The sequence below is a fragment of the Rhodococcus sp. Z13 genome, from assembly GCF_025837095.1.
GTDB lineage: Bacteria > Actinomycetota > Actinomycetes > Mycobacteriales > Mycobacteriaceae > Rhodococcus > Rhodococcus sacchari.
This window is the reverse complement of record NZ_CP107551.1, coordinates 4,418,312-4,430,338: the sequence shown is the minus strand read 5'-3', so window position 1 is coordinate 4,430,338 and position 12,027 is coordinate 4,418,312. Positions and strand designations below refer to the sequence as shown.

The following is a 12,027-nucleotide window of genomic DNA, read 5'->3' as shown; positions in this document are numbered from 1 at the left end:
GGGGACACCGCCGTTCGTCGCGCTACGGACCGGTCACGCGGCCACCAGTTCCTCCGGCTGCGTCTTCGCCAGCCGTCCCGCGATGGCGGCGCAGACGAGCAGCTGCATCTGGTGGAACAGCATGAGCGGGAGCACGATCAGGCCGATGGGCTGGCCGGGGAAGAGCACGATCGCCATGGGCAGGCCGGTGGCGAGGGACTTGGTGGAACCACAGAACAGGATCGCGGTGCGGTCCTCGTAGGAGAAGCCGAGGGCCCGGGACGAGTACCAGGTCAGGCCGAGCACGATCGCGAGCAGCAGGGCGCAGACGCCCACGAGGGCGGCGAGGTGGCCGACGGACACCATCGACCAGATGCCCTCGTTCATGCCGCGGCTGAACGCCACGTACACGACCAGCATGATCGAGCCGCGGTCCACGAGTTTGAGCGGCTTGCCGTGTTCCTTGACCCACGTGCCGATCCAGCGGCGCAGCAGCTGACCGGCGATGAAGGGGGCGAGCAGCATCAGCATGATGTCGACGACGGCACCACCGCTGAAGGTGACGCCCTGCGTGGACATGGTCAGCGCGACCAGCACGGGGGTCACGACGATGCCCAGCAGGCTCGAGGCGCTCGAGGAGACGATCGCGCCGGGGATGTTGCCGCGGGCCACCGAGACCAGTGCGATGGCCGACTGCACGGTCGAGGGCAACAGGCACAGGTACAGCACACCGAGGTAGAGCGGTTCGGTGAGCACGGAGGGCACGAACGCCTTCGCGGCCAGGCCGAGCAGCGGGAACACGGCGAAGGTGGTGGCGAGGATCGCCAGGTGCAGACGCCAGTGCTTGAGACCGTCGATCGCCTCCTGGGTGGAGAGCCGCGCACCGTAGAGGAAGAACAGCAGCCCGATGGCGATCTTGGCGGCCCAGTTCACGCCGTCGAGAACGACACCGTCGGCGGGCAGGAGGGCCGCCACGAGGACGGTGAGCAGGATGGCCAGCAGGAACGGGTCGAGTCGGCCGAGCACGGGAATCTTGGAGAGCACGGATTCGACGGTACGACAGCGCCGTGTAATTACAGAAGGCGGTAGCGACGTTTTCTGCGATCACGGATCGTGATTACAGTGGGGGTCGTGTTCGATCCGGTCCACCTGCGCAGCTTCCTCGCCGTCGAGCGCGAGGGCGGTTTCACCGCGGCGGCGCACCGGCTCGGGCTGAGGCAGTCGACGGTCAGCCAGCACATCGCCCGCCTCGAGAAGGAGGTGGGACGGCGGCTGTTCGTCCGCGACACGCACCGTGTCGAGCTGACCGCCGACGGCGCCGACATGGTTGCCTTCGCCCGCGAGATCCTCGACCGGCACGACGCCGCCCGCCGCCACTTCTCCGAGTCGCCGATCTCCGGCCGCCTGCGCTTCGGTGTCTCCGAGGACCTCGTCCTCTACGAACTGCCCACCATCCTGGCCGGCTTCCGGCGCAGCCATCCGCGGATCGACCTCCAGCTGACCGTGGGCCTCAGCGAGGACCTGCAGCGGAGCCTGGACGGCAACGAACTCGACCTGGTGTTCGGCAAGCGCCGACCCGGCAGCCGGCGCGGCGAGCTGATCTTCCGGGAGCGGCTCGTCTTCCTCGCGGCCCCCGACTACGTCGTCGACCCCGGCGAGCCGATCCCGCTCGTCACCTACCCGCAGCCGGCACTGACGCGGGCGATCGCGCTCGACGTGCTGCAGCGCACCGGCCGCGGGGTGCGGGTGGCCTGTACCACCGACAGTCTCAACGGGTTGCGGGCCGCCGCCCTGGCGGGGCTGGGTGTCGTCCTGCACGCCGAGGGGCTGCCACCCCCGGGTCTCGTCCCGGCGCGCGATCCGCAGCGGGTGCTGCCCGACGCCGGGGACATCGAGTTCGTGCTCCTCTCCCGCCGCTCGGTGCTGAGCGGGCCCGAGGCAGCCCTGCGCGACGCGATCCTCACCGACGCCCACCGCGTCCGCGTCTGAGGCACCGGGTCCGCGTGTGAGGGCATTTGCGGCGGGTACCCCTGTGCCACGCCCGCCGGGGTGATGATGTCCCACGCTGCAGGAGGATCCGGTGTCCACAGACGCGATCGTGTTGCTGAAGGAAGACCACAAGGAGATCAAGAAGCTCTTCCGCGAGTTCCGGAAGGCGGAGAGCGAGAAGGACCAGGGCCGGATCGTCGACCGGATCATCGAGGCCCTCACCGTCCACACCTACATCGAGAACGAGTGCATGTATCCGGAGGTACGTTCGCTGCTGCCGGATCTGGAGGAGGACGTCCTCGAGTCCTACGAGGAGCACCACGTGGCCGACGTGCTGGTGACGGAACTGGCCGGAATGAAGCCCGGCGCAGAGCGTTTCGAGGCGAAGGCCACCGTCCTCATCGAGAACGTCGAGCACCACATCGAGGAGGAAGAGGAGGAGTGGTTCCCCAAGGTGCGGGAAGCACTGGGGCGCAAGAGGTTGCAGGAGATCGGTGCCCGGATGCTGGAGCTGAGGGAGGACGCGCCGCGCTCCCCCGCGCAGCCGTCCGCGCTGAAGAAGACGGTCGACGCCGTGCTCAGCTGACGGTGCGGCCGGACCGGGCGAGGATCGCACCGCGCCCGGTCCGGCTCGCCCGGTAGGCGTCGCGCCGCACGGTGCCGAGCCATCCCGGCCAGGGATCCACGAAATCCGGGCAGTGCACGGTCGGGTCGAAAGACGGTTGGTTCTCGTCGCTTTCCGGGATCCGCCGCTCCAGCACCAGCGTGCCCGCGCCCTCCAACGGTCCGCGGGCCGAGCCGACGAGGAGCGAGAACGGCAACGGTCCGCGCAACGCCTCCACGGACGTGGTGGACGACGGTTGTTCCCCGCGGGGAACAACCGTGATCCAGCGCGGCGTCGGGTCGACGTGGGTGCGATAGGCCATGAGGGTGCTGTATCCGGCACTCGACCACGACCGCGCGGGTGAGAGCGTCACCCGGCCCGGCAGGTACGCCGAGGCGAGCAGCACGTCCCACGGTCCCGAATCGAGGGGGAAGCGGATCGCCAGACCCAGCACGTCCGGCAGGCCGTCGGGGGTGCCGATGCCGCGCGAGAGCCGGGCGATCACCGGAAGGTGCCGGGGCATCTGCCGGGGCCACCAGGACGAGCCGAGTTCGGCTGTACCTTCGAATGTCGCACCGCGGGGGTGGAAGATCCGTGCTCCGCGGAGCGCGGAGCCCAGCCGGAAGGGTGCCGAGAGTACCGAGGGCAGATCGGTCATGGCCCCCGCATACCCGTGGCGCGCGGGCTTCAACCGGTACCCCTGGATACGGGGTTGGACACGGGGGTCCGAGCACGCGGGCCCGGCGTGCCGGGCAACTGTTGCTTCGACTACCCAACGAGCGCGGAGTGATGTATGTCTCACCATCGCTCGTTGCGGTGATCCTCACGAGACTCCTTCACCGGCGGTGAGTTTCGGCACGGATGTGTCGTCTGGGACGTGAGTGAGAATTTCCGCGAGAGGGGCTGGCCTTCCGCCCGAGCGGTGGGCTACGGTGTCGTGCGGTGTGCCGGAGGCCGGTCGACGTAACCACGTCGTACCAACGATGTCGTACCGACGAAAGAAGATTCATCCATGCCGTTCACCAGTGATCACGTTGTCGCTCCCGGGCTCGTCCGGGTCGGCGGGTGATGAGGATGCTCACCCGTTCGCCGTATCGCTGTCCCGGCGACGACACGGTCATCCACCAGGCGTGCGCAGGGCTGCTGAGCCACTGGAAGCGTCCCGTGGAGGAGCATGTCGCCCGCACCTCGCTCGGCGACACCTACGTGCTGACCACCGGTCCCACCACGGCCCCGCCGGTGGTCGTGCTGGCCGGCGGTGACCTCCCCGCCGCAGGTCTGCGCCTGCTCGCCGACCGGTTCGGCGACACGAACCGTGTGGTCCTCGTCGACCTCCCCGGCCTTCCCGGTGCCAGCGCCGGCAGCCGCCCCGATGCCCGCCTGCACGCCGTCTACGGCCACTGGCTGACCGAGATCCTCGACGCGCTCGGCGCCGACCGCGTCCCGGTCATCGGCCTCGGCTGGGCGGCGTCCGTCGCCGCCGCGGTGGAGGACGTCGAGCGGGTCGAGAAGCTGGTGCTGGCGGCCCCGCTGGGGCTGGTGCCGCGCATCCGCTGGAACCGCGCCCTGATCCCGAGCCTGCAGTGGCGCAGCGAGCCCAATCTGGAGAACACCGAGCGGTACCTGCGCGCTCTGGCCGGTCCGGGTTTCGAGCCGGACGAGCAGACGCTGCGCTGGTCGTGCCGGGTGGGCGCCTACTGCACCTCGCTGATCAACATGCCGCGGATCGACCGCACGCTGCTGAAGCGCTGGCGTGGGCACTCCGTCGAGGTCGTGGTGGGCGAGAAGGATCCCCTGGTGCAGGTCGCGGCGCTGCGCAAGCTCACCGACGAGATCGGGGGCCGCTTCGTGGCGGTCGCCGACGCCGGTCATCTCCTGTCGGTCGAGGCGCCCGAGCTGCTCGTCCGCGAGATCGTCGACGGCGTCCCCCAGGAACGCTGAGGTCCGCCGGCGCGGCCGAGAACGAGAAGGGCGGTGCCGGACTGCCCCCGACGGGCATGCATTCAGTCCGGCACCGCCTTCGCGTGACACCACCCACCCGGCTCGTGTCCGACAGGGCATACCCGTGGCGAATCTTCCGAAACCGGACAGAAAATCACGGTTTGGTCACGGTGGTGACGCGAACGACGGTACCACCCGAGGGTGGACTCGGGGCATGTGTCCGTGCCCGCGGGTCACACCCTCATCGAGGTCCAGTCGACGACCACCGACCGCACCCCCAGATACTCGAGAAGATCCCTGACCGGGCCTCCCCGCCGCAGCTGGCGTTCGATCTCGCGGTCGTCGAGATCGTCGTCGTCGGTGCCGACGAGGATGCCGCCGACGGGACTGTGCGCGGCGGAGACGACCAGACATTCCTCCTCCACCGCATGGACCGGCACGTCGTCCTCGCCGCGGATCTCGCCCACGGCCACGGCGACGTAGTCCTTGTCCTCCTCGGCGTCGTGGTAGGCCACCAGCCGGCCGTGCAGCAGCGATTCGGGAAGGATCCGGTCCAGGGTCACGCCGGACGGAGCGGAGTCCTCCTCGTCGGGGTGTGGAGTCCGTTCACGCGGGGTGTCGCGCGGGAGATCGGAGGACAGCGGTACGCGGCGAGACGTCCACCCGAAGTAGGTTTCGCGTTGTGCATACATCGCACCTGCGCCTCCTCGATGACGATTCGTCTCTACGCGTAGTCTGCTCCCGGCCCCCGACAACTCTTGTGATACAAATCATAGTCTTCTCGCCGAGTCGGTGTTGCGCTGTTCGTCCGGCTCGGGACTCCCGGCCCAGCCCGGGTCTCACCAGTCGGCACCTGCGCGTTCGGACACCGCGAGTTCGAGGACACCGTCGACGAGCCGGTAGCGGTTCATCGAGTCCAGTGCCGGTGCGTAGACGTGGACGCTCACGGCCGGCATCGTCCCGTCGTTGACGATCTCGTGGACGTGGCGGCTGTCGAAGGGGCGCACCGCTCCGGCTTCATGGTATGCGGACGAGACCGCCACCCGGCGCCCCGCCGGATCCCCGCCCGGCAGTCCGTCGACGGTGTCCTCCCGCAACACGCCCTGCGCCACGGCGAACGCTCCCGCGCTCCCGCCGTGATCGTGGATTCCGGTGCGCTGACCGGGAAGCCAGCTCAGCAGCCACACCTCGTGGTCGTCGGTGACCGCGAGGCGGGTGTACCAGCGTTCGTCCGCGTCGAACCGGACGAGAGGACGCCAGCGAGCCGGATCCGCAGCGATCCGCCGGGCGATCCGGGCGAGATCCGGACGCGCGGGAGCGGACAGCTCGGGGGTGAACAGAACAGGGGTGGACACAGCAGGGGTGGATACAGCAGGGGTCATCGTGGTTCCTGGGGTGACGGGGGAGAGGGCCGGGTCGGTTCAACGACAGGCGCGACAACCACAGAAACCGCCGGCGATGCGGACGAGGTCCACGTGGAGCCTGCGATGGTGCAGGGTCGCCGGAGAATGCATGCCGACCACTTCAGCGCCGGGCGGGACGGGTGTCAAGGTTTGCGCGCATGTGATCCGTCGAACAGGGCGGCGGGGTTGTACCGCCGCACGGGCCCGTCACACTCGTCGCCGAGCAGCAGGGGCGCCGCGTAGGGACGGTCGGAACCGAGGACGACGCGCTCGGGACCGAGCACCTCCCCCACCGACGCCACGATCTCCGGACCGTACGACGAGGTCTCCACGAAGACCCCGGCCGACGGGACCGGTGGTCCTCCGCGGGCCGCCATCCGGTCGCGGTGCAACGGGGCGAGCCCGGCGAGCATCGCGAACACCACCCGCAGCCGCGGGAAGCGCGGCGCCCCGTATTCGTGCCAGGCGAACCACGCGGTGTGCATCTGCGCCACGTACGACACCATCGCGGGCCACCAGGACGGATCCGACGGCCGCGCCGCCGCCGGACCGGGATGCACGAACAGCGGCGCCCCGATCCGGTCGAGTTCCTCGAGCAGCGGTGTGCACCGGCCGTAGCCCTCCGCGTCGCACAGCGCGGTGGCGGGCAGCTGCAGACCCACGCAGCCCGCCGCGAGGACGTCGCGGAGGGCGTCCGGGTCCGGATCGTGCACCGAGGCGGCGGCCCAGGCTGCGAACGGATCGGGCAGGGCCAGCACCCCCTCGTGGTAGGCGTCGAGCAGCACCGCCGCCTCGCGCGGGGGCAGCGCCTCGATGCCGAGCGGGCTGGACAACGACACCAGCACGCGGTCCACGCCGTCGCGCGCGGCGAGACCGGCCCGCTCGGCGACCGAATGATCCTCGGGCCGCACCTCGTAGGGTGGTTCGCCCTCGAGATGCAGCGTCCAGTCGACGAGCCGCGGCGGGCGGGTGCGTGCCCGCAGCGCGGCGAGGAGGGACGCCGGCCACACGTGCTGGTGGACGTCGACCCGTGGTGGGGTCATGTCCTCAGGATGGCAGACCCGCACGCGGTTTCGGGGACACTGCGGGAACCAGCGAGCGGGGCCCGGGCCGCTTCGGTCCGGAGTACTCGCCGGGCAGCCGGCGCGGTCGCTCGGTGCGGTACGGATCGTCGTGGTCGTCCGTTCCCCGGAGGAGCGTCGTCGGCAGGTACACGCTCGTCGTGATCCCCGGATCGGTCGTGGCGTCCGAGGTGGGCCGCAACCGCACCGTGATGCCGTGCCGTTCGGCGAGCCGGCCCACGACGAACAGGCCCATGCGCCGGGTGGCGTCGGAGGTGTTCGCGTCACCGGACGCCAGCCGCTTGTTGATCTGCGCGAGTTCCTCGGGCGGGATACCGATTCCGCGGTCCACGATCTCGAGCAACAGGCCGCCGTCGATGGCGCGGGAGAAGACGAACGCCACGGGGCTCTCCGGCGGCGACGCCCGCAGGGAGTTGTCGAGGAGCTCGGCGACGAGGTGCACGACGTCGGTCACGGCGTGGCCGGCGAGGCTGCCGTCGGGGGCGGGACCGATCTGCACGCGCTGGTAGTTCTCCACCTGCGAGACGGCGGCGCGCAGCACGTCGACGAGCGGCGCGTCCGGGATGCGGCCCAGGCGGGGGCGGGTGCCGGCGAGGACGAGCAGGGAGTCGCCGGTGCGCCGCATGCGCGCGGCGAGATGGTCGAGGGCGAACAGGCTCTGCAGGCGGGCCGGATCGCGTTCCTCGTGCTCGAGCGAGTCGATGAGGGCGAGTTGCTGTTCGACGAGAGTCTTGTTGCGGCGGGCGAGGGTTTCGAGCATCTCGTTGACCTGTCGTCGCAGCTGCGCCTGCTCGCCGGCGAGCCGCAGGGCGCCCTCGTTCATGCTGTCGATCGCGCGGGCCACCTCACCGATCTCCTCGCGTGTGCGCACGCGGACCGGCGGCAGGCTCACGGACTCGATCTCCGCGCCGTCCTTGATCGCCGCGAGTGCCTGGGGCAGGACCACTTCCGCGGCATCGAGGGTGTCGTTCCGGAGGCGGCGCAACGGACGGACGAGCGAGGCCGCGATGAGGACGGCGAGGGTCAGTGCGAGGGCGAGCACACAGGCGACACCGATGGCGTTCTTCACCGCCTCCGTGCGGGCCTCCCCGGCGAGGTCGTCGAGGACCGCCACGATCCGGGTCGCCGAGTCGGCGACCCCGGACTGGTAGGCCATCAGGCTCGTGAAGATCGAAGTGCGCAGGGCGTTGACATCGCCTGCGGCACTGTCGAGGTCGGCGGTGACGGCGCGGCGGTTGTCGAGTTCGGCGGAGAGCGTGTCGACGAGTGCGTCGTCGGCACCGGGATCGGAGGAGATCTCCTCGCGCAGCACCGACAGCTTCGCCGCCTCGGTGCCCAGGGCGTTCGACCACATCAGCAGCGCGCCTTCGGTTCCGTCCCGCAGAGACGGGTAGGCGACGACCTGGTCGAGCAGGCTCCACTGGGTGCCCCACATGTCCGACAGCGTCGCTCCCGAGGTCCGCACGGCGGGTGCGCCGGTGTCGTCGACGAGGGACCGGAAGACCGTCTGCACCCGGGTGACGAACGCTTCGGCGCGTTCACTGGCCACCAGCGGGGCCAGCGTCCCGGACCGCGCGCTGTCGAGCAGACTGCGGCCCTCGGCGAGGACGCGTTCGACGAGCACGGTGGTCTGCCCGTCGAGGTCCTTGGTGTCGAGGAAAGCTGTCAACTGCACCTCCGCCTCGGCGGCGGCCTGCGCACCGTTGTCCACGGGCAGCGACAGGATCGTCGCGGCGGCGGCGCCGGTGACACCGGTGCCGTAGGTGGCAAGTGCCGGCAGGATGGAGGCGCTTTCGGCGGCCCGGCTGTAGGTGCGGGACTCGTCGAACAGGCTGTGGACGCGGAGCGAACCGAACAGGGTCGCGGCCACGATGGGGACGGCGACGACCACGGTCATCTTCCGCCACAGACGCCAGTTCTCCGGCGTGTGCCGTCGTACTCCCCGAAGAAGATCCACTGCCAAGGCCCCCCGAACTCTCTGCATGCCTGAGCCGGCGGCCGGAATGATTTCGGCACCGGAGGACTTCGGCGCTGAAGAAGATCGGTACTGAAATGCGGGCCACGGCGAAATACGGTTCGATGCCGTCAGGACGTGGGCCACATTAGGAGTCGACCACCCCGCTCACAAGATCGACGTCCAACTCCGATAGGTGGTATTCGATCTTGCGTATACGTCTCGGACGTGGGTTACTGAGGTTTTCTCACCAGAGAGTCACCGACGACAGCAAAGACATCCGAACGGTGTGGCGTGAAAAGAGGACGTGGGGTCCTGCCTGGTAGGGATTGTTTCGAGCAAGAAGCAACCCGGAGCAGGACCCCACGTGATTACCTATCGTGCCACGCTCGACGTGCCCGAGCACACCCTGACCTTCGTCGCCCGTATCCTCGCTGCCCACCGCCGCAGGACCGATCGCCGGCCGTGGCAGCGGGCCGCGACCGTCTACGTCCAGGCTCTGATGGTGCTGCGGTGGTTCCGCGACGGCACCGACGTCGCCACCCTGGCGCGCGATGCCCGCATCTCGCAGGCCACCGCCTACCGGTATCTCCACGAAGGTATCGACGTGATCGCTGCGCACGCCCCGGACCTGCACGACGTGCTCGAACGTGGGATCGAGTCCGGCTGGGAGCATGTCTGTCTCGACGGCACCCTCATCGCCTCGACTCGCTGCCGGGAGCGTTCCGAGTCCGGGCACGACGTGTGGTACTCGGGTAAACATCGCCGCCACGGCGGCAACGTCCAGGTCCTGACCGATCCGACCGGCTACCCGATCTGGGTGTCCGAGGTTGCCCCCGGTTCGGTGCACGACCTCACCGCTGCTCGTCGGGGCGGGATCCTCGGCGCCCTCTACCACGCTGCCGCCGGCGGGATGCCCACCCTCGCCGACAAGGGGTACACCGGTGCCGGGATCGGCGTCCACGTCCCGACGAAAGGCCGTGATCTCGATATCGGCACTCGTTGCCGCAACACGCTGCTGTCTGCGATGCGTGCTCCGGCCGAACGCGCGAACGCGCTGCTGAAGACCCGGTGGAAGGCGCTGCAGCGAATCAGTCTATGTCCGTGGAGGATCGGCTCGATCGCTGCTGCGGCTCTCGTTCTTCTTCACCTGCAAGCACCGGCCTGGTGAGAAAACCTCACTATGCCCGCCGGAATTACCCGTTCCGCCGCTTTCGACGTCAGGGGGGGTCGAATGGATCTACGACGGGTCGATCTGAACCTGCTCGTCGTCCTCGACGTCCTGCTCTCCGAACGCAACGTCACCCGCGCCGCCCGGCGTCTGAACATGTCCCAGCCGGCGACCAGCACGGCCCTCGCGCGGCTGCGCAAGCAACTCGGCGATCCGTTGCTGGTCAAGAGCGGCCGCACCCTACGGCCGACCGCGCGGGCGCAGGCACTCGTCGAACCGCTGCGGGCGGCGCTGCGGACGCTCGAACAGTCGGTGCTCGCGTCCCCGGACTTCGACCCCGCCACCGACACCCGCACCTTCACCCTGCTGACGGGCGACTACGCCGAGGTGTCGCTGCTGCGCATGCTGGTGCGCGGCGGCACTCCCGCCAACATCCGCTACGACCTGCGGCCGCTCAGCGCGGCCGGACTCGAGGCGTTCCACCGCTTCGAGGTCGATCTCGCCGTCCTCCCCGAACATCTCCTGGAGGCACCGCAATTCGCGACCTGCCGACGACGCCCGGTGCTGTCCGACCGGTTCGTGGGCGCGGTGTGGTCGGGGCATCCGTATCCCGGCACCGACCTCACCCGCGAGGTCCTGGCCCGGTATCCGCTGCTGTCCTACGTCCAGTACGCGGACGAGACCAACCCGGCCCGCGCGCTGCTGCGGGCCGGTATCGTCACCCGCACCGGCGCCACCACCGGCAATGTCGCCGTGCTGCCCTACGCGCTGCAGAACACCTCCCTGGTCACCCTGCTGCCAGAGCGGATGGCGCGTCACATCGCCGACGTCGCGTCCCTGCGCATCCTCGAACCCACCTTCCCGCTGCCGCCGTTGCGGCAGTTCGCCGTCTGGCACGCTGAACGCGACACCGACCCGGCGCACATCTGGCTGCGCTCCCGGATCGACCCGATCACCCCGGTGCACGCCACGGCCTGACCCCCGATGAGAACTGCGGCCCGGTTCGCAATCGAACCGGGCCGCAGTATCGGTGTGGGAGGACGAGGGTGTCAGCGTCCCGAGCGTCGCTGGAGGATCACGGCGAGGACGACGACGAGCGCTGCGATCACCGCGACCGGCACCACCCGCTTGGCCACCGATCCCCCGGCGTACTGCATGAGGTCGAGCGGCTCGGCCTCGGGTTGCTGCACCGGCGCCGCCTCGGGTGCCGCCGCGGCGACGGATGGGCTCGGAGGCACGGACTCGTTGGGGCGGGGCGTGGCTGCCTCCTCCTTCCCGGCGTCCTCGTCGCTGGAGAGCCCACCGATGCCCGCGGGCTGCTCCTCGGGGCCGCTGCCGGGCAGGGGTGGGCTCGGCGCCACCGATTCGTTGGGCTGCGACTCGGCCGCCTCGGCGGTGGCCTTCGCGGCCGCCGTCTCCGGCACGGCCTTCCCCCCGGGCTCGGCGGCCGGACCCAGCTTCTTCGACAGGCAGTCCGCGAACTGCTCGAGGATCTTCCCGCCGACGTCGGAGATCATGCCCCGCCCGAACTGGGCGGGCTTGCCGGTGATCTTCATGTCGGTGTTCACGGTGCCGTCGGTGCGGTCGCCGTGGCCGGTGAGCCCGACCGTGATCGTCGCGCTCACCGTGCCGTTGCCGCGCGTGTCCTTCGCGTCGGCCTGGATGACCGCCTTCCGGACCGTCTCGTCCTTCTCGACGTAGACGCCCTTGCCCTTGAAGGTGAGCGCGACCGGCCCGAGCTTCACCTTCACGGTGCCGGTGAAGGTGTCGCCGTCGACGCCGGTGAGCGTCGCCCCCGGCATGCAGGGCGCGACCTTCTCCGGATTCAGCAGTGCCGCCCAGACCTCGTCGATCGGCGCGGGAACGGACAGTGTGTGTTCGAGTTGCATGTGGACCTTTCCGAA

The 12,027-nt window shown here is 69.8% G+C and carries 12 protein-coding genes; 5 read left to right on the top strand and 7 right to left on the bottom strand.

Features of this window, described 5'->3' with window-relative positions:
- Window positions 1–33: 33 nt before the first annotated feature.
- Complete coding sequence (locus tag OED52_RS20255) at window positions 34–1,023, bottom strand: bile acid:sodium symporter family protein (protein ID WP_264152601.1); 990 nt, start codon at window positions 1,021–1,023, stop codon at window positions 34–36.
- A gap of 87 nt (window positions 1,024–1,110) precedes the next feature.
- On the opposite strand from OED52_RS20255, the gene OED52_RS20250 reads away from it, so the two are divergent.
- Together OED52_RS20250 and OED52_RS20245 are read left to right on the top strand one after the other, a co-directional pair.
- Window positions 1,111–1,968 carry a LysR family transcriptional regulator gene (locus OED52_RS20250; RefSeq protein WP_264152600.1) on the top strand — a complete coding sequence of 286 codons (858 nt, stop codon included), beginning with the start codon at window positions 1,111–1,113 and terminating at the stop codon, window positions 1,966–1,968.
- Window positions 1,969–2,059: 91 nt separating this feature from the next.
- Window positions 2,060–2,554, top strand: coding sequence for a hemerythrin domain-containing protein (locus OED52_RS20245; RefSeq protein WP_264152599.1), 495 nt, complete (start codon window positions 2,060–2,062; stop codon window positions 2,552–2,554).
- On the opposite strand, the gene OED52_RS20240 is transcribed toward OED52_RS20245, so the two are convergent.
- A complete protein-coding gene (locus OED52_RS20240) occupies window positions 2,547–3,230 on the bottom strand; it encodes a phosphodiesterase (RefSeq protein ID WP_264152598.1) in 684 nt (227 codons plus the stop codon). The two genes, OED52_RS20245 and OED52_RS20240, sit on opposite strands and share 8 nt — an antisense overlap.
- Before the next feature lie 416 nt (window positions 3,231–3,646).
- On the opposite strand from OED52_RS20240, the gene OED52_RS20235 reads away from it, so the two are divergent.
- On the top strand, window positions 3,647–4,513 hold the full coding sequence (locus OED52_RS20235) for an alpha/beta fold hydrolase (protein WP_264152597.1): 867 nt from the start codon (window positions 3,647–3,649) through the stop codon (window positions 4,511–4,513).
- Between the two features lie 233 nt (window positions 4,514–4,746).
- Here the strand turns inward: OED52_RS20235 and OED52_RS20230 are convergent, their stop codons facing one another.
- The 4 genes from OED52_RS20230 to OED52_RS20215 all read right to left on the bottom strand — a co-directional run bounded on the left by OED52_RS20230 (window position 4,747) and on the right by OED52_RS20215 (window position 8,895).
- Window positions 4,747–5,205: a hypothetical protein gene (locus OED52_RS20230; protein ID WP_264152596.1), complete on the bottom strand. Its 459-nt coding sequence runs from the start codon at window positions 5,203–5,205 to the stop codon at window positions 4,747–4,749.
- 147 nt (window positions 5,206–5,352) lie between these two features.
- Window positions 5,353–5,868, bottom strand: a complete 516-nt coding sequence (locus tag OED52_RS20225) for a cysteine dioxygenase (protein ID WP_264152595.1) — start codon at window positions 5,866–5,868, stop codon at window positions 5,353–5,355.
- A gap of 191 nt (window positions 5,869–6,059) precedes the next feature.
- Window positions 6,060–6,959 (bottom strand): amidohydrolase family protein, encoded by a 900-nt coding sequence (locus tag OED52_RS20220; RefSeq protein WP_264152594.1) that lies wholly within the window; start codon window positions 6,957–6,959, stop codon window positions 6,060–6,062.
- A 4-nt stretch (window positions 6,960–6,963) separates the two neighbouring features.
- Window positions 6,964–8,895 carry a sensor histidine kinase gene (locus OED52_RS20215; RefSeq protein ID WP_264152593.1) on the bottom strand — a complete coding sequence of 644 codons (1,932 nt, stop codon included), beginning with the start codon at window positions 8,893–8,895 and terminating at the stop codon, window positions 6,964–6,966.
- A 424-nt stretch (window positions 8,896–9,319) separates the two neighbouring features.
- On the opposite strand from OED52_RS20215, the gene OED52_RS20210 reads away from it, so the two are divergent.
- Both OED52_RS20210 and OED52_RS20205 read left to right on the top strand, forming a co-directional pair.
- Entirely contained in the window at window positions 9,320–10,123 is an 804-nt protein-coding gene (locus OED52_RS20210) for an IS5 family transposase (RefSeq protein ID WP_145690968.1), read from the top strand.
- A 63-nt stretch (window positions 10,124–10,186) separates the two neighbouring features.
- On the top strand, window positions 10,187–11,101 hold the full coding sequence (locus OED52_RS20205; protein ID WP_264152592.1) for a LysR family transcriptional regulator: 915 nt from the start codon (window positions 10,187–10,189) through the stop codon (window positions 11,099–11,101).
- A gap of 71 nt (window positions 11,102–11,172) precedes the next feature.
- Here the strand turns inward: OED52_RS20205 and OED52_RS20200 are convergent, their stop codons facing one another.
- Window positions 11,173–12,012, bottom strand: a complete 840-nt coding sequence (locus OED52_RS20200) for an SRPBCC family protein (RefSeq protein WP_264152591.1) — start codon at window positions 12,010–12,012, stop codon at window positions 11,173–11,175.
- Window positions 12,013–12,027 lie beyond the last annotated feature (15 nt).

Coding starts and splice junctions, on each gene's coding strand:
- OED52_RS20240 (WP_264152598.1), bottom strand. CDS start 3,230: ATGACCGATCTGCCCTCGGTACTCTCGGCACCCTTCCGGCTGGGCTCC.
- OED52_RS20235 (WP_264152597.1), top strand. CDS start 3,647: ATGCTCACCCGTTCGCCGTATCGCTGTCCCGGCGACGACACGGTCATC.
- OED52_RS20230 (WP_264152596.1), bottom strand. CDS start 5,205: ATGTATGCACAACGCGAAACCTACTTCGGGTGGACGTCTCGCCGCGTA.
- OED52_RS20220 (WP_264152594.1), bottom strand. CDS start 6,959: ATGACCCCACCACGGGTCGACGTCCACCAGCACGTGTGGCCGGCGTCC.
- OED52_RS20215 (WP_264152593.1), bottom strand. CDS start 8,895: ATGACCGTGGTCGTCGCCGTCCCCATCGTGGCCGCGACCCTGTTCGGT.
- OED52_RS20205 (WP_264152592.1), top strand. CDS start 10,187: ATGGATCTACGACGGGTCGATCTGAACCTGCTCGTCGTCCTCGACGTC.
- OED52_RS20200 (WP_264152591.1), bottom strand. CDS start 12,012: ATGCAACTCGAACACACACTGTCCGTTCCCGCGCCGATCGACGAGGTC.